The 23,030-nt window shown below is 46.0% G+C and carries 21 protein-coding genes; 5 read left to right on the top strand and 16 right to left on the bottom strand.

Annotated features, from left to right (window positions below; translation table 11 throughout):
- Positions 1–21 precede the first annotated feature (21 nt).
- The 4 genes from C7E00_RS16585 to C7E00_RS01870 all read right to left on the bottom strand — a co-directional run bounded on the left by C7E00_RS16585 (position 22) and on the right by C7E00_RS01870 (position 2,277).
- The gene (locus C7E00_RS16585) at positions 22–156 is read right to left on the bottom strand and encodes a hypothetical protein (protein WP_275656049.1); all 135 of its coding nucleotides are present in this window, start codon (positions 154–156) and stop codon (positions 22–24) included.
- Positions 153–674, bottom strand: a complete 522-nt coding sequence (locus C7E00_RS01880) for an ORF6C domain-containing protein (protein WP_105302666.1) — start codon at positions 672–674, stop codon at positions 153–155. The genes C7E00_RS16585 and C7E00_RS01880 overlap by 4 nt, the downstream gene beginning before the upstream one ends.
- The gene (locus tag C7E00_RS01875) at positions 671–1,795 is read right to left on the bottom strand and encodes a ParB/RepB/Spo0J family partition protein (protein WP_167836422.1); all 1,125 of its coding nucleotides are present in this window, start codon (positions 1,793–1,795) and stop codon (positions 671–673) included. Before C7E00_RS01875 ends, C7E00_RS01880 begins: the two co-directional genes overlap by 4 nt.
- Positions 1,796–2,022: 227 nt before the next feature.
- The gene (locus C7E00_RS01870; RefSeq protein ID WP_105302664.1) at positions 2,023–2,277 is read right to left on the bottom strand and encodes a DUF739 family protein; all 255 of its coding nucleotides are present in this window, start codon (positions 2,275–2,277) and stop codon (positions 2,023–2,025) included.
- Positions 2,278–2,432: 155 nt separating this feature from the next.
- Between C7E00_RS01870 and C7E00_RS01865 the strand changes: the two genes are divergently transcribed.
- From C7E00_RS01865 to C7E00_RS01855, 3 genes are all read left to right on the top strand, one after another.
- Positions 2,433–2,762 (top strand): helix-turn-helix domain-containing protein, encoded by a 330-nt coding sequence (locus C7E00_RS01865; protein WP_105302663.1) that lies wholly within the window; start codon positions 2,433–2,435, stop codon positions 2,760–2,762.
- Between the two features lie 13 nt (positions 2,763–2,775).
- Positions 2,776–3,285: an SWIM zinc finger family protein gene (locus C7E00_RS01860; protein WP_105302662.1), complete on the top strand. Its 510-nt coding sequence runs from the start codon at positions 2,776–2,778 to the stop codon at positions 3,283–3,285.
- 352 nt (positions 3,286–3,637) lie between these two features.
- On the top strand, positions 3,638–5,149 hold the full coding sequence (locus tag C7E00_RS01855; protein ID WP_105302661.1) for a recombinase family protein: 1,512 nt from the start codon (positions 3,638–3,640) through the stop codon (positions 5,147–5,149).
- A gap of 63 nt (positions 5,150–5,212) precedes the next feature.
- Here C7E00_RS01855 and C7E00_RS01850 read toward each other — a convergent pair whose 3' ends face one another.
- From C7E00_RS01850 to C7E00_RS01800, 11 genes are all read right to left on the bottom strand, one after another.
- A complete protein-coding gene (locus C7E00_RS01850) occupies positions 5,213–6,454 on the bottom strand; it encodes a tyrosine-type recombinase/integrase (RefSeq protein ID WP_105302660.1) in 1,242 nt (413 codons plus the stop codon).
- A 114-nt stretch (positions 6,455–6,568) separates the two neighbouring features.
- A complete protein-coding gene (locus C7E00_RS01845) occupies positions 6,569–6,808 on the bottom strand; it encodes a helix-turn-helix domain-containing protein (RefSeq protein ID WP_167836421.1) in 240 nt (79 codons plus the stop codon).
- Positions 6,801–7,928 carry a replication initiation factor domain-containing protein gene (locus C7E00_RS01840; protein WP_167836420.1) on the bottom strand — a complete coding sequence of 376 codons (1,128 nt, stop codon included), beginning with the start codon at positions 7,926–7,928 and terminating at the stop codon, positions 6,801–6,803. Before C7E00_RS01840 ends, C7E00_RS01845 begins: the two co-directional genes overlap by 8 nt.
- The gene (locus C7E00_RS01835) at positions 7,921–9,297 is read right to left on the bottom strand and encodes an FtsK/SpoIIIE domain-containing protein (protein WP_105302657.1); all 1,377 of its coding nucleotides are present in this window, start codon (positions 9,295–9,297) and stop codon (positions 7,921–7,923) included. The genes C7E00_RS01840 and C7E00_RS01835 overlap by 8 nt, the downstream gene beginning before the upstream one ends.
- Positions 9,297–9,680, bottom strand: a complete 384-nt coding sequence (locus C7E00_RS01830; RefSeq protein ID WP_105302656.1) for a hypothetical protein — start codon at positions 9,678–9,680, stop codon at positions 9,297–9,299. The genes C7E00_RS01835 and C7E00_RS01830 overlap by 1 nt, the downstream gene beginning before the upstream one ends.
- 493 nt (positions 9,681–10,173) lie before the next feature.
- Positions 10,174–10,719, bottom strand: coding sequence for a hypothetical protein (locus C7E00_RS01825; protein WP_105302655.1), 546 nt, complete (start codon positions 10,717–10,719; stop codon positions 10,174–10,176).
- A gap of 419 nt (positions 10,720–11,138) precedes the next feature.
- Complete coding sequence (locus tag C7E00_RS01820; RefSeq protein ID WP_105302654.1) at positions 11,139–13,970, bottom strand: DNA methyltransferase; 2,832 nt, start codon at positions 13,968–13,970, stop codon at positions 11,139–11,141.
- A gap of 19 nt (positions 13,971–13,989) precedes the next feature.
- Positions 13,990–14,427, bottom strand: coding sequence for a hypothetical protein (locus C7E00_RS01815; protein WP_105302653.1), 438 nt, complete (start codon positions 14,425–14,427; stop codon positions 13,990–13,992).
- 645 nt (positions 14,428–15,072) lie between these two features.
- The gene (gene glyA / locus C7E00_RS01810) at positions 15,073–16,293 is read right to left on the bottom strand and encodes a serine hydroxymethyltransferase (protein WP_105302652.1); all 1,221 of its coding nucleotides are present in this window, start codon (positions 16,291–16,293) and stop codon (positions 15,073–15,075) included.
- A 125-nt stretch (positions 16,294–16,418) separates the two neighbouring features.
- Positions 16,419–17,948: an alpha-L-fucosidase gene (locus C7E00_RS01805; protein ID WP_105302651.1), complete on the bottom strand. Its 1,530-nt coding sequence runs from the start codon at positions 17,946–17,948 to the stop codon at positions 16,419–16,421.
- Between the two features lie 57 nt (positions 17,949–18,005).
- Complete coding sequence (locus tag C7E00_RS01800) at positions 18,006–19,760, bottom strand: EAL domain-containing protein (protein WP_105302650.1); 1,755 nt, start codon at positions 19,758–19,760, stop codon at positions 18,006–18,008.
- Positions 19,761–19,956: 196 nt separating this feature from the next.
- Between C7E00_RS01800 and C7E00_RS01795 the strand changes: the two genes are divergently transcribed.
- On the top strand, positions 19,957–20,553 hold the full coding sequence (locus C7E00_RS01795; RefSeq protein ID WP_105302649.1) for a class I SAM-dependent DNA methyltransferase: 597 nt from the start codon (positions 19,957–19,959) through the stop codon (positions 20,551–20,553).
- Here C7E00_RS01795 and lysA read toward each other — a convergent pair.
- Positions 20,544–21,740 carry a diaminopimelate decarboxylase gene (lysA, locus tag C7E00_RS01790; RefSeq protein WP_105302648.1) on the bottom strand — a complete coding sequence of 399 codons (1,197 nt, stop codon included), beginning with the start codon at positions 21,738–21,740 and terminating at the stop codon, positions 20,544–20,546. The two genes, C7E00_RS01795 and lysA, sit on opposite strands and share 10 nt — an antisense overlap.
- Before the next feature lie 112 nt (positions 21,741–21,852).
- Between lysA and iadA the strand changes: the two genes are divergently transcribed.
- Positions 21,853–22,998: a beta-aspartyl-peptidase gene (gene iadA / locus C7E00_RS01785; protein WP_105302961.1), complete on the top strand. Its 1,146-nt coding sequence runs from the start codon at positions 21,853–21,855 to the stop codon at positions 22,996–22,998.
- Positions 22,999–23,030 lie beyond the last annotated feature (32 nt).

Genomic DNA, 23,030 nt, shown 5'->3' with positions numbered 1-23,030 from the left:
AGAGTGACTTTGTTATCCAAGTCACTGAGCGCTTCTGGTCTTGGCGGACGTTGCGCTCTCTTTTTTTGTTTCTTCTTTCTCTTCGAGTGTCATCATGTAAATGAACTCAATGAGATCCTCTTTCTGGCTCTGAGGGATTGCCTCGATCTGAGTCATAACTCCTGCAGGCTGTTGAGATACATCTTGTAGGCGACTGTCCCGGTGAATCCTCCGAAGGAAACTTCCGGCTCCCAGTTTTCGATGTATTTCATTGTTTCTTCAAAGTCCTGCTTGCGTGTGTCGTAGTAAGGCGTTCCGAGTCTTGACTTGTTTCTCGCATCCGTATAGCAGCGGCTGCAGAACTTTCCGAAGTACTTCTTGTAGTCCAGCATGGACTTCTCTGATACCACTCCCTTCGAGTGTTCGATTCCGAGTATGTAGAAACATCTGGAATGGATGGCCAACTTCAGTCTTCTGCTGTCTGAGATGCTGATCCGCTCTCTTTCCTCCCATCCATCCATTCGTGCGTCCAGCTTCTCAATGGCCTGATCTGTGGTGTCCATGTGGTTCTTCAGATCATTGAATCCTGCGACCAGGACTCCCATCTGACTGGCAACTGCCTGCACATTTAGTGCTGTCTGCTCGACAATCGCTTCGAGACTGGTGCTGCTTCCTTTCTTTTCAAGTTCGTTCATGACAATTTCTTCTCCTTTCTGTCATCTGAGACGATCTCGTATAGGTTTTGTGCGAATGCCAGGAGATTCATTGACTGCACCTTCAGGTCTGCTGTGTAGTGATCAGCGACTGAAGCTCTGCGATCAATGCCCCAGGCATGACCAGAGTAATTCTTTAGAAACTCAATGATTCCTGCTGTGAGGTAGTCCATATCTTTCTGAGCCTGCTGATCAAGAGCAACCTCAGTCTTTCCGGATTCCTTGTACTTTCGCTCCCACTCAGCAGCTTCTTCCTGGAACTTCTTTCTTTCTGCTGCAAGGCGGACATTGTCTTTCTTGATTGCGTCGTAGTCATCCGGCACCACTTCAATAATCTTCTGGATGATCGTAGGATTCTGCTTCTCCGCTTGAAATGCGTCGTTCATACTCAGATAGGCTTTCCTCATCTGATCTCTTTCTTTGCTTAGATCCTGGATTTCCTTAATGTAGGAAGCATTTCTCTTGCTGGCTTCGTTCAGCAGGATCTTCAGATCCTCGTTTGTTGAAAATTCTCCAGTCATTTTTGCAAGCTTGCTCAGCAATGCTCTCTGTTCTTCAGTGCTGAGTTTCCGGGCAATTGCTGCAGCCGTCGTGACAGTGACTTTCCCGGTTTCAACCAGGCTGGACAATTCCGGGATCAGGTTAGTCAGAGACTTGTAGCGCTTCAGCTGATCTACTGAGATGCCGATCTCGTTTGCAAGCATTTCTTGATTTTTCAAAGGTGCATTTTGCACTCTTGAACCTCCATGGGAGATTCCTTCGATCCGTTCAAGCTCGCGAATGCACCGTCCAAGTTTTACGCTGTTCGGGTTTCCGATCCCGCGCTGCTTGATGTTGGTTTCGATCAGCTGCTTGAGCTGCTCATCCTCGGTGTCGAACTTGCGGATATCGCATAAGACTTTATCGATCCCGAGTTCCTTGCATGCTCTGACACGTTGGTGACCTGAGATAATTACTAGATCTGTGGTGACAATCACCGGCTCAATTACTCCGGATGACTTGATCGACTTCTTGAACTCTTCCCACTGAGGCCCGGTCAGATCATCAAAGAAGTAATCATTCTTCGGAAATGGCTTCAGCTTTGATACTTCAATCAGTTCCATGAGTTTTCCTTTTTCCATCCGAGCTCTTTACGGATTTTTTCTGAAATTGTTGAGATGCTGCGGAAGAGTTCAAGATATGTTTCTTCAGGAAGCGAATCCCTTGAGCTCCACAAAAACGATCTGATAGATATCGGTCTTTCATAAATCTCCTTTTCTGAGGCGTATGATTTGATTGATCTTCCTAGGATCTGCCAGCGTGCCTCAGTGCGTTGGCACTTTTTAGTTTTCTAAACTGCTAAGGTAAAAAAATAATGATTGATCTGATTATCCGGAATATCAAGGATCTGACAAGCCTTGAAAATATCTTCTTGGCTGAATCCTGCTTTTCCTGATAACTTTGAGCTTAAAGATGCCTCGCTCATTCCCATTTTGTCAGCAAAAACCTTATTACGCCCACATACTTCAATGATTCTTCCACGTAATGCGTTATAAGAAAACTGCAGACTATTATGGTTAACATCTTTTTCTTGTAATTCGCTCATGTTTGTATCTCCTTTCTTTAAAGGTTTCGTTTTCTAAACCTTACGCCATAATGATACAGCACAAAATCAAAAATTCAATAACATTTTTTAGTTTTCTTGAATATTATTTATTTTTCTAAAATTTTCTCCTATAATCCAGTTAGGAGATAAAGACCATGGAAAACGACATATTTATAAGAAGATTGAAGATGGCTATTGATAAAAGCGGTCTATCACAAACAGATATATGTGAACGTACTGGAATCACAAAAGGCGCGCTTTCCAGCTACCTAAATGGTCGGTATGCTCCAAAAAACGATAATACATATAAACTGGCAAAAACGTTACATGTTAATCCATCATGGCTGATCGGCGCTAACGTCCCTATGTATTGGGATGACAGCAAAGACATTAGTGAGGAAGATCAAACTATTCTCAATGCTTATCATGCTGCCGATCCATCTACTCAGAAAGCTATTCGTATCATGTTACATTTGGAAAAATAGGAGGAAAATGAACATGAAAAGGAATTATTACGATTTTAATGAAGTGAAAAGAATTACATCTGCCAAAAAGATCAAAGATAGTGCAGTGCTATCTGAAGATCGAACACCTGGCCATGAATCTGCTGTGATTCAAGGCAGTTCAGACACTCCATATGAGGTAACGCTGGATGGATGTACATGTGTTGACTTTGCAATGAATAATAAGCCATGTAAACACATGTATAAACTGATGCTTGACTGTGGCCTTCTGGATGTTCATGAGCCAAAGCCGGTGCAGGATCGCACTTTTGATTTCGCTGCAGAAATCGATCATTTCGAAAAACTGTATCTTGCTGGTGAGATTGATCATGATACTTTTATCAAAGTTTGTTCAGCTCTCCCTGAGTTGAAGAAAAAGAGAAAGAAAGATAGGACCTTTGATCCAGCTACTGAGATTGAACGCTACAAGAATTTATACATTGATGGCGAACTTGATGATGATACTTACGTCAAAGTATGCTTGGCACTTGCTAAGATGAAATAAAAAATTGAAATAAAGCCATAGCCTACCCATATTCCATCCCCAGTTCACCCCTATTGACTTGGGAAACCTGTGGGAGATATGTGGGACATTTGGGAAAAGCACCGGGAAAACATAGGCAAAACAACGGCAAAGACAAATCAGTACCTAATGTGGTACCTGCGGTACCTGATTTCAGCCGTTTTTGTCTTGACTTGTACCTAACCGAGCCTCGTAATAACCTCGCAATAAAAAAGCAGCCATCTGCCCTCGGAAAAGAACAATGATGGCTGCATTTCAGCAATACACGTCAGCATGCTTTTTATCGATTTTCTTACGTGCTTTTGCTACTTAAGTATATCAAACAGGAGAAACTATGTCAGATCTTGAATTAACACCTGCAGTAATATACGCCCGCTTCTCTTCCAGTGGCCAGCGTGAGGAATCAATCACCGGACAGTTGAGAGACTGCAAAGCCTATGCCGATCGTGCCGGTTTCAAGATTGTCAATACCTATGAGGACCGTGCCAAGACTGGCACCAACGACAACAGGCCGGCCTTCCAGCAGATGATCAGCGACTCCGCCAATAAACAATTCCAGGCTATCATTGTGTGGAAGCTAGACAGATTCTCCCGTGATAAGTACGACGCTGCCATGTACAAGCACATTCTCGGAAAGAACGGAGTCCGTGTGATCTCAGCAATGGAGCCGATCAGTCCGACACCTGAAGGAGTGATCATGGAGTCCATGCTTGAGGGAATGGCTCAATACTACTCAATGGATCTCAGCCTCAAGGTCAAAAGAGGCAACAGGGAGAGTGCAATGGAACACAAGACAGTGGGTATGAGGATGCTTGGGTATAAGCCGGATCAGGCAGACCACTTCATGATTGATCCGGACACCGCTCCGATCGTCAAGCGGATCTTCACCGAATACGCCTCCGGAAAGAAGATCAAGGACATCATCGAAGGTCTCAACAATGACGGGCTCAGAACACTGAGAGGCAAGGAGTGGAGCCGGACGTCTTTGCAGCATATTCTCCGGAATGAGAGATACGCAGGCGTCTACATTTTTGGAGACTACAGAGAAGAAGGTGCGATGCCTGCGATCATCAGCCGGGATCTGTGGAATCAGTGTCAGAAGACGATCAAGAAGAACAGAATAGCTCCAGCTGCTTCCAGGTCCACAAAGTACCTGCTCACTGGAAAGATCTTCTGTGGTCTCTGTGGTTCTCCCATGATCGGAGTCTCAGCCACCGGAAAACTGAAGAAGAAGTACTACTACTATCAGGACACAAAGAGAAACGACAAGGACTGCCGCATGAAGCGGATCAGCAAAGACCGGATCGAGGACGCTGTGGTCTCTTTTCTGGTCGAGAAGGTCAACGATGACAAGTTCATTAGTGAGATCGCTGATCTGGTCATCCAATACCAGGAACAAAAAAAAGAGGACCACTCCGAAGAGCAGTCCTTGAAGACTCAGCTGGATGATGTAGATAAGAGACTGCACAACCTTGAGGAGGCTGTGGAGCATGGCATCTTCAATGACACCACTCAGCAGCGCATGGTTGATCTGCAGAAGCGGAAGGAAGATCTGGAGGAGGCAATTGTCAGAGCGCAGGTCACAAAGCCTGCAGGAATCACACGTGACGATGTGATCACAGTCATGAAGCACATGAGAGGAGATCCGTCTGATCCGCGTTACCGTGAGAAGATGGTCAGCATCTTTCTGAATGCCGTCTACGTTTACCCGGACGATAATAAGCTCGTGATCTCGATCAACTTCCAGGGCACGAAGGGAGAGCCGATCAGCTATGAGACCGCGCTGAATGTCTATGATGAAAGTGTTCGTGTTTCGCACACTGTGGCTCACCATTATAGTTTGTAGAAACCGCATAACAATGCGGTTTTCTTTATGTTATAGGCAATTCGTAGAATAATTCGTAGACTTTTACTCTTTATACTGTCTGTTCAGGAAAGCGGTCACAACATCAACATCAGGAGCGGTGGCATACCAGTTTGCAGACATGTTTTCGCTCTCGTGGCCCATCTGCTGTTTAGTGACTACCGCACTCACACTATGGCTGTAGTTATCAGCGGATAATGCTTTGCGCATCAGCTCAGCATAGACGTCTTCCTTATGTCCAGTATCTTTCCACCACTTGTGCTTCACCCTGTTCATGAAATCGGAGTAAACAGTTGAACTGATCAAATTACCATCGTAGTCTGCAAAGACGATATCATACTTGGAATACGCAAGAATCTCTCTCAGGAGATCTGCACCTTCCTTGCCTAAGTAAACCCATCTCTGGGACTCTTCTGTTTTCGTGTCACGCAAAGCGATTTCCTCGGTTATTGTCGAGCCAACCGCTTTATCAATTGCAATACGTGCACCTTCTACATTCTCAATCTTCCCTGTCTCTGGGTTCTTATATGGCAGATCCCGGAATTGAATACAGTCACGGGTAATCGCTCTGACTTCCTGCGGCCTCACTCCGATGTAACGGTTTAGCCTGAGAGCGTAGATCATAATGTCCCTGTTGTAAATCAGTTTCTTCTCATCATCCAGATAGTTCCCGTAGTTTGCAGCATATTTGCAAAATTCATCAAACACATCCTGTGTGACATTCTGCTCGCCTTTCTTAGAGCGTTTTGTCTTCTTATTACAAGGCGGCATCTCCACTCTTGAGCAGTCCTTTACCGGAATATCAAGCGTATCAATTGCCACATCATAAATACGTTTCCAGACGGTTTTGATATTACTAACATGCTGCCTGACACAGGTTTCAGCAGCTTCATTCAAGGTTGACGAAACATCAAGCTTCGTGATTTCCGAAATTTTGACATTTCCATACTTGGGCTTAATCCACTTGCTATAAATCTTTTCATACTTTGTGTTACTGCCCTTGCGCTTCTTGAACTGCACCAATGTCATTTCAAAAACTTCGTCTACAGTTGGAATCGACTTCTTTGCCTTCACCGATTCATTCGCAGCCAGTTTTCCAAGAATCCGATCACGTTCCTTGATCGCATCCCGTTTGCATGCCCCTTCTGTTTTATAGTCTTTTACGGGAAAGCTCTTGTTGTATTTCGTCCCATCGGGAAGAGGCAGCAGAACGACATACGCGGTAACTTCATTTTCATGCCCTTTCCGCGTCGATTTGCGGGCAATAATATATTTTTCGCTATTCATGTATTACATATCCTTTTCTTGCACCTCCCGGTGCATTAAGCACCTAGAATCGTTCATCTGGGCATAAGAATGCCCGCCATTAGAATACAGCGGGCAGAAGGAAGATTGGAAATTTTACTGCTGAAGAAATTTCTTTACGACTCCTTCAGGGGTCAAATCTTTGATGTTATTCAGATCCTTCCCATGGGTTACCGTGAGAAAGTCCTGAATATCGCTATCATAATACAGCCAGCGCTTTCCGTACCGAGTTCCCTTCAGCAGCCCGGACTTCCGCAGTGTAGTTACGTAATGCGTGCTGCAGTGCAGAAGCTGTGCGACTTCCTTTGTTTCCAGAAATGAATTGATTCTAGCCATGCTCTTTTTCCTTCCTAGTCGCAAAGACGTTCTTGATTCCATGATCCTGATAGTATTGCCCATGCACCGCTAGCCAATGAGTAACCGACCATGTTGGTGAGTACTGCTCTAATTTATCCGCGAGATATCGTGTGAAAAGTGTTAGGGCTTCTGGATCAAATTGTTTTGCTTTGTATAAAAACGGCATTAATCCTGATTTTTCCACCAGATACCCGAGTGACTCATCGAGCGAAAAATCTTGATATTTTGCGTCGGTATAGTAATAATCCGAAGGCTCCGTTGCTGCTGATCTCAATAATGCCGTAATCTTGTGATCAGCCCCATTCTCATCAACCAGCGTATATTTATTCAGCATGCATGCAGATATCAGAGAGACTAGTTCGCTGCGTGAATTCATCATTAACAGTCTCTGTGTGATGTCATGTGCATATGCACCTCGAATGCTGTTTTCCATCCGTATCCAATCCTTACAGTTGATAGCTTCATCAAAATGAATACCATGCTGCTGAATCTGCTCTTTCCGCTTGTTGTAGATCCGGAGGAATGTTGTCACGTTTGCTTTCTTACTGCCAACGTAGATCGTATCGACAATACCTGCATCGGTATAAAATGCGATCTTAGAAGTATTCTTTTTTCCAGTACTGTGTTCGAAGTGAATATGATTATCTTTCAGCTCCACATTCAACTCATTGACCGACAGGCCCTCATTAATGAAATCCGAACAAAAATCGATGCGTGACAATCTCACAATGTAGTTTTTTTGAAAATCAGCACTCAGTATCTGTAAAATTTGGAACACCTCAATTTGCGTTCCTGTCAACTCACTGTATCGGCTACAGTAATATGCCAGTGACTGTGCAGAGAATTTTACTGCGACGCCCATATTCCAGTATGCTTCGTGATAACAGATGCGAAAGTAAAACGGATGGTTTCCATAGCTGTATCCAATTGAGTAACCAGCGATATTAGACTGTTCTGACGTGCATTTTGGGCCAAAGATCTGAATAAGCTGCAAATCTAACTCGGTTCTGTTAATGATTCTATACGCAATCCATTCCCAGTCCGTTGTGCCAAGAACAGCCTTTTCTGCCAGCAGAATCACAATTGTGAGTTCATCCACACTCAGCCTTACCATGGTTATCCTTATTTATCGGGCGGGGGTCATTACATGCCCCCCGCGCAATATGTGAAGCAAGTTCGAAAGCACTGGCAAGATTGAAATCCAGCGTAGGGATAGTAACAAGTTTAGGAGTATTGGCATATCCGGCATCGGTATATACCCCTTCTCCGATCCGGTAGTTGTGTTTCGGTATTTCCACCCCTGTGCCAAATGCGGTCGTATACGTAGTGTCTTCCGCATTTCCCAATACCACCTTGAGAGTCAGAGAGTCTCGCAACATGGTTGGAAGTGTGCTCGCATCCGACTTTTGCATGACGATGATGATGAAGAAACCAAGCTGTGCGCCCATCAACACAATATCCCTAAGATCTGCCATTACCTCATCGCGTGTTGCCTTCGGATAGGTCTGCAGGGCTCCCATAAATGCTGCAAATTCATCAAAAATGAATATGCTTGGTGATAACTCAAATGTGCGATAGTCAGCATCAATTTGTTTTTTCAGCAAATCTGCCAGCTCTGAAGAACGATTCATCATACTCGAATGGAAATTATCGAGTTCTACGATGATGTCTTCAATCGTCACTGCATTATGCTGGGCGCCAATTGCATTGCCGACTGCCCAGAGACTCGATCTTTTTGGATCTGCAAGATATAGTTCATAATGAACTGGCTTCTGCAGCATTTCCAAAATCAATTCATACAACATGTACGTTTTGCCAGATCGAGTTGCCCCGACTATCAGCATATGCTGGAGTTTAGTATTCAGGCGCTCATCGATTCGCAACTTGTACCAGTCTGGCAAATTAGCGTAATCCCAGAAATCTGCATAGCAGTGAAGAACCAGCGGTTGAAACACCTCATAATCGTAGATTTCATAAATGTACCAATTCTGGTCATCCGACAGATACCATCGTTCGACTATATACTGTCCGAGAGCTGAGGCCATATTGACCGTTTCAAGCGAACTGTCATAGTGCGGAGAATTCCGTATTCGCAGGGTCCCTGTTGTCAGATCGCCATTGAAATCCAGTTCTATCGCCGCAGGATGAGCAAAACCAAGGAAGTCTGCTTCGTAGTATCCAGCATCAAGAAGTGCGCGACGCAACCGGCTTGTTACCCGATGATACGCGTTGCCATACTTCAGCCCGCGATAGTAACGATTCTGGTAAAGGAACAAGATAAGTTCAGAAGCTGCAATTGCAAGTGCCAAAATGACACAAGCAGTGGACAGCGCTGGAATAGAGTTGCTTCCAGCGCCATCAGTCCTGCTCAGAGAGACACACAGCATCGCAATTGCCATCAATCCTGCCACGGAAAACATACCTGCAAACAGAACCGCATTATGAATCGCAATCACATGCCGTTTCATCACTTATTCTTATCCTCCAGCTTGGTATAGCCCTTGAAGCGCAGAATGACGCTGTAATCCATTACATACGAATGATCAGGGTCATAGTCTACGAGTGCAACCAGATCGCCTTTTTTCAGATCTGCATGTGTCTGGCCGTTCAGAATCGTAACGTCGAATGTCTCAAAAACGTTATTATCACGCGGCAGGCCAGTATTCTTATCCACTCCGTAATCCAGCGAATCATGCAGGATCATCAGCGTCAGTGTTGTGCCCCGCGTTCCGGCCGTTCCCTTTTTGTCCATATAAGGTGTCTGCGATACCATACGGTATTCGTTCCCTGTTGCCTTAAGAAAGGTGTCAACATCAAATGTCTTTTTGACCAATAAGTAAATGTTTTTCATAGTATTGTCTTCTAAATCTTCGAAGCTAAGGAATAGGCCATTCCAGTAAAACGAACAACCTTTCCTACGTTATTCAGTGAGAAACCGGAAGCCAAGGTTGGCTTGCTCTGACCGGTATTGAGCCTGCGTGCCTTTGCTTTCCGGTGATGTGCCGGAGACTATGATTGAGTGCGTTCTTCCCGGTGTAAACTCACTCTTTTCATGGCTTCCGGCGATGATTCGGAAGCTGGGGACCACCTTGCTCCGGCATACTCTGGGACTGCTCTTCCTTTGTTTTCCGACAAGACACCGGAAGCTTAGGATCCGCTTGCTCTCACCGGTACTGAGCTTGTTTCTCCCTCGCATTCAGGCGAATCATCGGAAGTTTGGGGTCGGCCAGCTCTGAGTGGTCAGAACTCGTTGCTCTTTCGCTTCCTGCCAATAACTTAGCATTGGCATCTCAAAATCATTCCCGCATGCGGGAATAGCTTTAATTGCACTAAAAAAGGAGAGCTTAGCCCTCCTTCTTAGCAAGCATACTGCGAATCAACGTATCAAAATCGTGAATATCGACGCTCGAAAACTTATATGTTCTTTCGAAATCTGCAATTCTATCCCAAGGGGAAGCCGAGTAGCACAGTGCGTTCACTTCCTCCGTATCATATTCTCCTGTCACAACATTTAAATAGGTTTCATCATCTTCATCTGAAAGATCCGCCGAATGATATGCTGCCACTATTCTTGACAAGTCATACCTGCATACAGAGTTAACCTTCCTGTAGTCTACAGTTTCTTTTTTTGCCAGCCGATAAACGGTGGTCTTTGGAACCCCTGACGCTTTACTTACCGCAAAATAATCCTTCTTATACTTTTTGCTCAGACGTTCCATAACAACTGCAGAGGCTTCTTGATTCAAGAAACTCAGTACAGCTTTTTCAAGCCCTTTGCGAGACATGCCATTTTCCTTTGCATCGCAGAATTCATAAAAGTGATCAAGCGCTTTTGCAAATTCTGCTTTTTCTTCATGAGTTGTCGGGTAATACTTTGAGCTGACGCTCATCGATATCACCGCTAAAGCGCAACCTATTAACCGACTTTACTCAATGATCAATATGAGCTGCAACCGTCTGCGGAAGAATAATAAGTGTGAAGCACAGAACGATGTATCCAAAAGTGAAACTGGTAAAACAATAGGGAAAATAGTTCATCGTCATCGCATCACCTCCTTCCGCAATAGTCACAATCACCGCCGCAAGCGGCTGCAGTTCATCTTTTCAAATATAAAAGGCTGACACTTGCATCAGCCTTAATTTCGTATTCATAGGGCAATATAAAAACACACCCTAAAGCTAAAAGATAGACGCTTTCGCGTTACAACAAACCAAACAAACAAATATCCGAATGAAATATCTATGCTCTGGAAATTGATTCCACAGCGCATTAATATGATAGCATTTTCTCAATCAAGGTCAAATAATATCAAATACCTGCTTCCGACGAAATTGTTTTATACATCTTCATCAGGGCCAAGACAATTTCTTCTTCAGTCATATTCTTATTAAAACCGTAGGCACACATAACCGCCTTATCGTTTTCGTCATGAGCCTTGCGAAGCTCAGCAGGCATCGTAAGGGGATCATAGAGATCGGAAAGGGTGCTACTCGGATACATTGCCCGAGCATCAAGAATGGCCTGAGCAGTCTGCTCAATTCGAGACTTCTGGGAGTCGGAAGGCGATGGCCACGGGAATGTATTGTAGACAATGTTGTTTGAATACCTATAGCTCGGGCCAAAATATCCAGCGACAGTTCTCATCCACGCCATATGCACAATTGAAATTAATACGCCAAAATGATAAAGGGTTGCATTTGGCACAAAAGATGCTGCATTACTTGCGATAACGTCTTTTGACAGATACCCTATCGGGATATACTTTCTGTTTCTTGAAGTAGTCAGCGGGATCATCAAATAATCCCCATCCGATTGTTTAATTTCCATAAACCTTTGCGGAAATTTTGCACCTTCTCTTGTTGCGGCCTTCTTACTGCTTAATCGAAAGTTTCTAACCGCTTCAATTCTTTGCATCACAAGTGGCATGCTTTTCAATTCTCTCGGTTCTGCATTTAGCAGCCACAAGCACCAACGAGAATTATTATTTAGGTAATCCTCTGAGCCCATAAAAGGTTTAAAGAATTTCTCCGAATTTGGTTCCTTTTTGATGAACTCATTTTTCTCATCTTCGCTAAAAATCAAATTGCCGCCTTCGACAGGTTTGCCGCCGCTTCTCATTTGTGGCACATCGCACAGCGGAGTAGATGTTGAACGCACAAGAATGTCTTCGTCGCTCGGAATCAGATACGGGCTAATGTGTTTGACGTGTTTAATTTCCGAAGAATAGTATATTTTGCAATCCGCTGGAGCGGTTTCGGAGAAACCTATGATCACAACATAAACCGTCGCTTTTTTGCTTGATTCTGCGTCCCACTTGAAAGATTTATATGCAAAATCAATTTTTACGTTGTCACTCAGCAGTGACTCCCATAAGGGTGCAATCTGCTGACCTTGACAAATAGAATCCGTTGAAACAAATGCGACATGAATATTTGTTCCTTTGATGAATAAAGATGCCTTTTTATACCAGCAGCAGACATAATCGAGAACACCGCCATCGGCACCAAACAGCTCCTTCTTTTCTTCCTTTTGGCAATCATCCATCACTTTTTTGGAAGCATGTTCCTCTCTTGACACTCTGCCCGCATTCGCAACAAACGGGGGATTCCCCATAATATAACTGAGTTCGTTCGAAGGGATCACATCGCTCCAATCGATTTTCAAAGCATCGCCTTCCCAAATGTGTGTAAATGTCTTCAAGGGCAAAAAGTCGATATCCATGAACAGAATCTTTTCGGTTTCTTTGAACTCCTTATGTTCAGCAATCCACAATGCCGTCTGAGCAACCGATACCGCAAAATCATTGACCTCAATGCCGTAAAACTGCTGAATCGATACTTTGATTGGATTAATGACATTACCCATCTGCATCAATCGTGACTGTGCCTGAATAACACGGTTTTCTAATCGACGCAGAGACAAATAGGTTTCAGTCAGGAAGTTGCCACTCCCGCAGGCGGGATCAAGGAAAGTCAAAGATGCCAGCTTGTTCTGAAACGCCCGAAGCTGGGCATTTGTGGTTGAAGCATTTGACAACAAGCGGTCGCATTCTGCCTTCAGGTCATCCAAAAACAGAGGGCCAATCACTCGGTGAATGTTTTCAATGGACGTATAGTGCATACCTCCGCTTCGGCGTGTTTCAGGATTCAGAGTAGATTCGAAAACAGCTCCGAAAATCGTGGGCGAAATCGCCGACCAGTCAAAAAGACTGCTTTCTTCATCCAGCAACACCTCCCGAAGATCGTCAGTGAAATTCGGAACCTCAATCTCACCCGCAAACAAGCCACCGTTAACATAGGGAAAGCTCGCCACATCCGCTTCCAGATATGGGTCCCGCTGGTCAATTGGTGTATTCAGAGTGTTGAAAAGGTCAATCAAAGCCCTTCTCATCCGAAGCGTAGGATAGCTCTCCATGTAATCGTGAAACTGCTTATCCCGAAAAAGCCCGCTGTCTTCGGCATAGAGACAGAAGACGAGACGAACACACAGCTTGTTAAGTGCCTGTCTCTGCGAATCAGACAGGTTTCCGTCTTCGTCATGCTTATACTGCTTTTCGAAGGCATCGTACATCTTGCCAACCAAATTGCCCGCCTTAACGGACACGGCAACCTCTTCGTTGAACTTCGGAGCAGAATCATTCTCGCCGGATTCGAGCATCGTGAATGATCCGAGATTGTTCGGGAGATCAGCCAAGTCAACTCTCTTCACAGGCTCATACAGAGCGGCACCTTCCAGTGACATGTCATAAATCCAGAACTCACCAAAATTGCAGCAGATGATCCATCTAGCCTTGTCATTGAAAGCCGAATGATCGTCATACCTCTTTGCCTGTTCAAAAGGAGTCAGCAGTTCGCCGTCCGACTGCTTGATCTGTTTGGCCAGCGAAATACCGAATGACTTCTGTTCAATCAGCACTTCCTTGTCATGATCAAATCTGTAGAGGACAGCATCTTTGAAGTCCTTCCCTTTTTTCTGCTTAGAGGTTCTAACCTCGAAGGTGATTACGTTCTGGATACCATCTAATCCGACTCCGAATACCTGCTGGAGCAGGCTGATCCAGAATGTTTGGGTGTCCTGTTTCTCATCGCCCCGATTCTTCCATTCGTTAGCAAATCTCTTCGCTGCCTGTTTATTTGCCATATGTATTACCCTTAGTCGTTTATCTCAGAATATTCCATGCCTCCAGATACATTTGATCTGGAGAATAATTACGGATGTTATTGTCCTTGTGCTGTCTTCCATTTATACCAGGAGTCTTAAGCCACTCATGATGATTTTTGTATATCGTATCAGCAACAACTTGGCTAGGAACAATATACAAGTCAGGTTCTTTATCATCGTGTAGAAGAACAAAAAAGTAGAAAATATTTTCCCCTTTGAGAGTTTCGGATTTAGATGACAGAGGCCATGTATGTGTGTGTTTTGCTGTGGTCTTTACTTGCACTGCGATCTGCTTATTTGTTTCGCGATTGATTGCCAGAATATCGAAATTCTTTGTGTTCGCCATTGGCATAGCCGCTGTAAAACCGTGACGTTCTAGGGTATACGCAACATAATACTCACCAGAACTACCAATGCTGATCTTATTATCAACCATCCCATCAACCCCTTATTTCAACGTAATTATGCAACTATTGCCTCTTATTATCTATTGGCACTATTGAAAATCGTAGAAAATTCGTAGAAAAAAGCCCTTCCACTCAATGCTTTTCGCTTCGCTTCTGTGCAACGCCAACATGAGAGAAAAGGCTTCAGAATCACTAAAATTCGATGAACGACTTCCAGATGCTTTTCAATTCGAGGTGGGCTAGTAAATTAGCGCTCACCATATTAGTGATGAAAACCGCATAATCAAGCGGTCAATGGCGTAAACCCAAAAAAAGGGTCTACGCCTTTTCTTTTGCGCTGAGGTCTGCTGCGAACAGGCAGGATGTAGTATAGATATATCCTGATAAATCATCTTTTTTATACGTATATTATAAGTATATGTAGTGTATTAAATAGTTCCATGGACTCCTGTTCCGCAGGGAGCAGAGGATTATTTTGTCAATTTGATTCAGTGTTGGTTCCTCCCGGGCCCTGTTTCCCGTTCCCATTTGAAGCAGCAGGCTTTCCCTAGATGCGCAGCCAGCTGGAAGCGTAGCGTTCTTCATCCAAGGAAGGAATCAAGGTCAAAAAAAGACATGAACAAGCTCAGGCTTGTCCATATCTTTCCGGAAAAACTCTGTCCGTTTTGAATTATTCAGTCAAACGGATGTGCTTCCGTGAGCGCCAGGACCTGCTGCTTCACTTCCGCCTTTACCGCATCATCGTTGATATTCTTCAGAACTCTGCCGATCATATGACCAATGGCAGTGAAGTCTGCTTCGCTATATCCCTTAGTTGTCATTGCTGCCGAGCCAAGACGAATGCCGGAATCAACCGTAGGCTTTGTGGTATCAAACGGAATCGCATTCTTGTTGACAGTGATGTTCACTTCATCCAGTGCCTTTTCTGCTTCAACACCAGTTACTCCGATGGAGTTCAGCACATCTGCCAGAACCAGATGATTATCCGTTCCGCCTGTAACCAGACGGATTCCTTCTTCTTCCAGTGCCTTAGCAAGTGCTTTGCTGTTGATACAGACGTTCCTGATGTATTCCTTGAACTCCGGCTGCAGTGCTTCATAGAAACAAGCTGCCTTTGCCGCAACAATATGACACAGCGGGCCGCCCTGCATTCTCGGGAATACTGCATGGTCTACCGCCTTTGCATACTGCTCTTTGCAAAGAATCAGGCCGCCGCGCGGTCCGCGCAGGGTCTTATGCGTGGTGGAAGTAACAATGTCTGCATATGGAACCGGGCTCATATGATATCCAGTCGCTACCAGACCGGCAATGTGCGCCATATCCACAACCAGATATGCACCGCAGGCATCTGCGATCTTGCGAAACTCGCTGAAGTCAATCTCTCTTGCATACGCAGAAGCACCAGCCACGATCACTTTCGGTCTGGCTTCCAGAGCAAGTTTGCGGATTGCATCATAATCAAGTTTCTCTGTTTCCCGATCAACCCCATATGAAACACTGTCAAACAGCTTGCCGGAGAAAGAAACTTTTGCACCATGAGTCAGATGACCGCCGCTGGCCAGATCCATGCCCATGATCCGATCTCCCGGCTGAATCAATGCAAAATATGCGGCCATATTCGCCTGGGAACCGGAATGCGGCTGAACATTCGCATGTTCTGCATGGAACAATTCACACGCCCTGTCCCTGGCAAGATTCTCAACGACATCAATATACTCGCAGCCGCCGTAATACCGATGGCCAGGATAGCCTTCTGCATACTTATTGGTAAGTACGGAACCAGCTGCTTCTCTGATTTCCTTTGATACGAAGTTCTCCGAGGCGATCAGTTCAATGTTGTGGTTCTGGCGGTCCTGTTCTTTTCCGATTGCTTCAAAAAGTGCTTCATCACGCATAGGATATTCCCCTTTCAATTCTGACAGTAAACATGATATTCCTGTTCCGGCAGCGACTCAACAGAAAATCTTTCATCATTATGAAAATAAATCAAACCATATGAAATATTTTACATATGTAGCAATCACCGGAACTCCACCCGGAAGACAACCGGACTGTGCGTATGAATGGTCTTTGTTCGGATGATTAATGCGTCTTGTTTCTGAACCCACTCTGGTTTCTCCTCATATCCGAGAACCTCAACATCTCTGATCAATGCTCCGAACTCATAAGCAGCCGGATGATCCTTTCCTGCTAACGTATGCACTCTGATCTCTGAGACTCCATTCACCGGATCGGGATACTTCATGGCAAAGATATAGAGGTGGCCATGATTCACCGTGAACCGGAAGTCTTCGGAAGAATAGACCGAATCCGTCTGATCAGAGAACGCTCCTTCTTTTGGTGCAGTCGGTCCTTCCATGGAGATTCTCCAAGGTCTGCTGCCATATACTGCTTCGCCATTCTGTCTCAGCCAGGAACCGATCTCTCTCAGAAGCTTCTGATCCTGTTCCGGAATCGTTCCATCTGCTTTCGGGCCTACATTCAGCAGCATCACGCCGTTTCTCGAAATCGTATCAATCAGATCCTGAAGAATCATGTCAGAAGTCTTGTATACATTGTCTCTCGTATAGCCCCAGGAGATCTTTCCGACCGCGGTATCGGTCTGCCATGGTTCTGCCTGCATGGTATGGAAGCCGCCCCGCTCCATATCCGGCACGGCACATCCATACGGAATCCCGTCATTCTTCGTGATCACGAGCACTTCTTTGTTCCATTCCGCTCCGCGATTGTAGTAATAGGCAAGAATCTTTCTGAGATAAGGTTTGGCAGCAGCCTGGAATACCCACCAGTCAAAGTAAAGTTCCTGCGGCTGCAGGTGATCGATGAGTTCCATAGTACGGAACATCCAGTCTTCCAGGAATTCTTCAGAAGGAGCCGGTGTCGCATACCGATTGTCATTATCCTCGGAATCCATGATGGTCGAAGGCCAGTACAGATCATCCGGGGTCTTTGAAAGAGATGGGATATCAGACCACTCTTCTGCTGGCGTTCCATTCTTCAATGGCTTTCTCCCAGAGCCCATGAACCACCAGTGCTCTATTCTGTGAGAAGAAGCACCCGTAATCAGGCCATGCTGATGGAGTGCTTCATTCAGATCACTCAGCACATCCCGTTGCGGTCCCATCTCATAGGCATTCCAGTGAGACAGTTCACTGCGGTACATCTGAAACCCATCATGATGCTCCGCAACCGGGATCACATACTTTGCCCCGGCCTCTTCAAATAATTCTGCCCAGGCTTCCGGATCAAAACGCTCTGCCTTCAGCATCGGAATGAAATCCTTGTACCCGAAGTCTTTCTGCAGGCCATATGTCTTCTGATGATGCTCAAACTCCATAGTTCCTTCCCGGTACATATTCCGGGAATACCACTCGCTTCCGAAAGCAGGTACTGAGTACGGTCCCCAGTGAATGAAGATGCCAAGCTTTGCTTTCCGGAACCACTCTGGTGTTTGATGTTCAGACAAGGATTCCCAGGAATCGGTATATGGTCCCTGCGCAAGAACCTGATTCATCTTCTTCATCCATGCATTGTGGTCATAGCTCATCATATTCTCTTCTCCATGTCTTCAGAAAACCCGGAAGAGATTGTTCCGGGCTGTATCTATCTATTTTTCCGGCTGAACTGCTTCCTGATGACTCTGATACCACTCCAGAAGAGTCTTTTCCGGTTCCGGTCTGCTGAAGAGGAAGCCCTGGATCTTATTCACGCCATGATCCATCAGGAAGACTGCTTCTTCCCTGGTCTCCACTCCTTCGGCCAGAGCAGTGATGTCTGCCTTCTTTGCAAAATCCAGGATCTCTGCAATCAGAAGCTTTCCCTTCTGGTTGCCCTTCTGCATTGTTTTCAGGAACTTCTGATCCAGCTTGATCACATCAAAGTGATAATTGCTCAGAATATTCAGAGAAGAATACTCACTGCCGAAGTCATCCAGCCATACCCGGAATCCGGAATTTCCGCATTCCTCGATGATCTGTTTCAGAAGCTCCGGGTCTCTGCCGATCGCGCGTTCCGTGATCTCAATGACCAGATACTTCCGTTCGATTCCTGCTTCATCCATTCTTCTGGCAAGCTTGTCGATCATATCGCAGACCGTGAAATCACGCTCTGACAGATTGATGGAAACCGGCACCAGAGGAATGCCCTTCTGCTGTTTCTTACGCATGCTCTGAATGATCTGCTGGCCCATATACAGATCCAGCTTCCAGAGCATTCCTTCATCCTCCAGAATCGGGATGAACTGATCCGGAGGCAGAAGTCCATTCTGCGGATCAATCCACCTTGCCAGTGCCTCCTCATCCGTCACCTTTCCCGTTTCAGGATCCACGATCCTCTGGAAATAAGCCTGGATCCAATGCTCGGAAAGTGCTCTGGTGAAATTATCCAGGACATATGCCTTCCCCGAGATCTCTTTGCTGATCTGTTCGTTGAAGTACATGTGCCTTGACGCAAACTGTCCTCTCAGATGATTGCAGGCAGCCTTGGCCCGATCGCATGCCCGGCTGATGTCATAGTCTCCTTCAGCAAGCACATAGATTCCCGCTCGTAATGGAAGCGCATTGCCATGATTGATCTGATTCAATGAAGCAAACAGCTGATCCAGCTGCTTTTCAGCATAATCCGCATCCGTATAAACCGCGAAATGATCACTCTCCACATGCCCGCAGTGCTCAGTTCCGAACATCCTGCTCAGAAGCTTTCCGAGTCCCCGGATCAATTCATCACCCTTTGCGAAGCCATAGCGATGATTGAACAGACGCATGTTGCTGAAGTCCAGATAGATGATTGCCGGAGTTTTTCCTTCTGCCCGCATGGTTTTCACGGAACTTTCTGCCAGAACCCGGAAATAAGCGGCAGTCGGAAGGCCCGTCATATCATCGTAATAATTTTCCCGCTGCTTCCGGGAAATCTCTGCGCTCTCAATCAGAGCATCCATCAGCTCTCTTCCATGAGCAGTCTTCTGAGATGCACTGGTCTCGTCCATATACCAGATCATGGCAAGCTGCACATTCCCATCCACTGTGATATGCCTGCCCATCGAATGAAGCAGATGATATTCATTCTGATCCGGGAGCTTGCTGCGGTATACCGCATCATAGACCTCATCCTTGCCGATTGCGAACCGGTATGCCAGATCTTCAATCCTCGCCACATCGGCCGGATCGGTATACCGATACATATCCGTATTCATCAGCTGAATGCATTCTTCCCGTGAAGAAGCACCGCTGAGCTTCACAAATCCATCTGAAAGAAGCACAGTCACGACCCTGTGGTCAGAAAGCTGATATACCGCAAACGGAATCGGAGAACCCTCCACAACTGCCTGCACCTCCGGTGAAAACCTGTACTGTTCTGACGTCATAAACTGATCATCCCTGGAACACGATCTGAATATTCAAAGAAAAGCACACGAATCACCTTCCTTCCCAGTGCAGACTGGTCTGAACTGATGTAATTATCATCGATTTTGCTAGTTCCTGCAACGTCCTTCCAGAGCCCTCTTAATCCTGTTCAGATACCGGTATAATATACCTCATGAACTCTGTGAGGGTGTGAAGATGATTCGTGAATCTGATGTGATTTCCTATTTTGACCAGAAAGCAGCTGACTGGGACAGCAGGATGGTCCGCAATGAAGCAGTGATTGCGAGCATTCTGGACCATGCAGACATCCATCCCGGGATGGATATTCTCGACGTTGCCTGCGGAACCGGTATCCTGATCCCGGACTACCTGAAGCGCAGAGCTTCCTCCATCACCGGGATTGATATCTCCCCGAACATGATTGCAGAGGCAGAAAAGAAGTTCAGGCAGCCGGAAGTAACCCTGATCTGCACTCCGGCAGAGACGTATGAACCAGAAAAGAAGTTCGATGCCATCATGGTCTACAACGCCCTTCCGCACTTCAGGGATCCGCAAGCATTGATTGCGCATCTGTCTGATCTTCTGAAACCGGATGGAACTCTGACCGTTGCACATGGCCTCAGCCGCAAACGCATCAACGAACACCATGCAGGCATGAATACAAGTCTTTCCGAAGATCTGATGAGCATCGAAGAACTTTCTGAACTCTTCTCAGAATTCCTGGAAGTCATCTATACGAACTCCGACGAGCAGAGCTATCAGGCAACCGGCAGAAAGCATGCTCAGATCTGATTTACCAGATCTTCCAGGCTTTCCCGTTTCCGGATCAGACGATCCGTCCCATCCGAAAGAAGCACCTCAGCCGGGCGCAGGCGTCCATTATAATCAGAGCTCATGCTGAAGCCATAGGCTCCGGCATTTTCAATGCCGATCAGATCTCCGATCCGCATGCATGGAAGCTGTTCTCCTTCAGCAAGAATATCTCCGGACTCGCATAAATTTCCGCATACGGTATAGGTTTCCTGTTCTTCCGAATCCGAATAGCCATGAATCCTGTGATGGGCATGATACAGCACCGGCCTCAGCAGCACGTTGAAGCCGATATCCGTTCCGAGATACTTCACCCCGGCAGATTCCTTGATGTCTGTCACTGTGCCTAAGAGCATGCTGCTTTCGGCAACGATATACCTTCCCGGTTCAATCCGGATCTCATATGTTCTTCCGCTCTTCTGTTCAGAAGAAGCAATCAGATCTGTCAGTCTTCTTCCTAGTCCGTTCAGATCCAGTCTTTCTTCTCCATTATACGGAACGCCAAGTCCTCCGCCGAAATCGAGGATTCTCACATCCGGAAACTGCTGTGCCAGCTTCAGCAGAATCTCTGCTGCTTCCAGGAATACCGTATCATCCAGGAACAGAGACCCGACATGTTCATGCAGAGCAATCAGCTTCAGAGAATGCTTCTGAAGGATCTCAGAAATCTCTTTCAGATCTTCTGAAAGGACTCCGAACTTTGTCTTTCCACCGGTGATGACCTTTGCATCATGACCAGCACCGATGCCCGGATTGACCCGGATACCCATTTCAGATCCCGGAAAGAGCGTGCCATAGCGATCTGCCTGAGACAGCGAATCCAGAATCAGAATCCCCGCATGATCATGGGCATATCTCATCTCTGCTTCTGACATATTGCCGGAGCAGTACATGATCTGATCTGCTTCAAAACCAGCTGCCTGCTCCTGTACGACTTCGCCTGGCGACATGGCATCGACATCCAGTCCTTCTTCCCGGATAATCTTCAGCAATTCGATATTGGAGTTTGCTTTGGCAGAATACTGGGGATGATAAGTCTTCAGGGCCAGAAGAGTTCCGACCTCTCTGCATCTTTCCCTCAGGACTTCTTCCTCATACACATACAGAGGCGATCCGTATTTCCGGATCAGTTCTTCTGCCTGTTCTTTCTTCAGAATCAGACGATCCATGGCATTTCTCCTTTTTCTTTCCCGTTATACCAGAGAAATCGTATCCATGAAGGAATTTCTTCAGCCTATTGGCCCAGAGCTCGCTATAATTTTGAAAAAGCGAGGAAATGACATGTTTCTGAAAATTGAAAAAGCACATGTATTTGCACCAGAAGACCTCGGCATCAAAGACGTACTCATCTGCAATGACCGCATCATTCAGATTGCCGATCAGATTGACTTCACCTGGGATAGCAGCGAATTCAAGGTATTAGACGGACATGGCAAGATTCTGGTACCAGGATTCATCGACCAGCATGTTCATATCATCGGCGGAGGCGGAGAAGATGGTTTCGCTTCGCTGATCCGCGAAGTGCAGATGACCGACTGCGTGAAATATGGCGTCACCTCGGTAGTAGGCCTGCTCGGAACGGATGCCAATGCCAAGAGCGTAGCTGCACTCGTTGCCAAGGCAAAGGCATTGAGAGAACAAGGCATGAGTGCATGGTGCCTGACTGGTTCCTATGCATATCCTTCCGTTAACTTAACTGGATCAGTGGCTCATGATGTTGCCTTCATCGATGAAGTCATCGGCGTTAAGATTGCGATCAGCGATCATCGTTCTTCCAATGTCTCAAAAGAAGAATTAGCCCGTCTGGCCACGCAGGTCAGAACTGCCGGCCTCTTAGCAAAGAAAGCAGGCATCGTACACATGCATACCGGCAGAGGAAAGAAGGGATACAAAGACGTCTTAGCCATTGTAGATGAGACAGATATTCCGATCACAATCTTCCGTCCGACGCATGTCGCAAATGCGTATGAAGATGCCATCACCTTTGCTAACAAGGGCGGCTACATCGACTTCACCAGCGGCAACGAGACTGCTAAGACTGCGCATCTGATGAAAGATGCCATGAGCAGAGCTCCTCTCGATCGGATCACCTTATCTTCCGATTCCAACGGCAGTTTCCCGAAGTGGAATGACCGTCTGGAAATTGTCGGCATGGGCATCGGCAAGATGAAAACCCTGTATGATACCGTCCGGTATCTGATAGTCCACGAACACGTCTCCGTCAGTGATGCAATCTCTCCGATCACGAAGACCGTCGCGACCGGACTTCTGCTCTATCCGCGCAAGGGATCGGTTGCCTGCGGCAGCGATGCAGACCTCGTATTGCTGAATGAAACAGACTATTCCATTGACAGCGTCATTGCCCTCGGCAAGGTCATGATGGAAAACAAAGTTCTGAAGGCGAAGAACTATTACGACTACGACTGATCAGAAATACTTCTGAAATTTTTCACAAGATG

Origin of the sequence: Anaerolactibacter massiliensis (assembly GCF_900290205.1) — a bacterium.
GTDB classification, from domain to species: domain Bacteria; phylum Bacillota_I; class Bacilli_A; order Erysipelotrichales; family Erysipelotrichaceae; genus Bulleidia; species Bulleidia intestinalis.
Note: the sequence above shows the minus strand (reverse complement) of the source record. Positions and strands in the feature narration are given on the sequence as shown.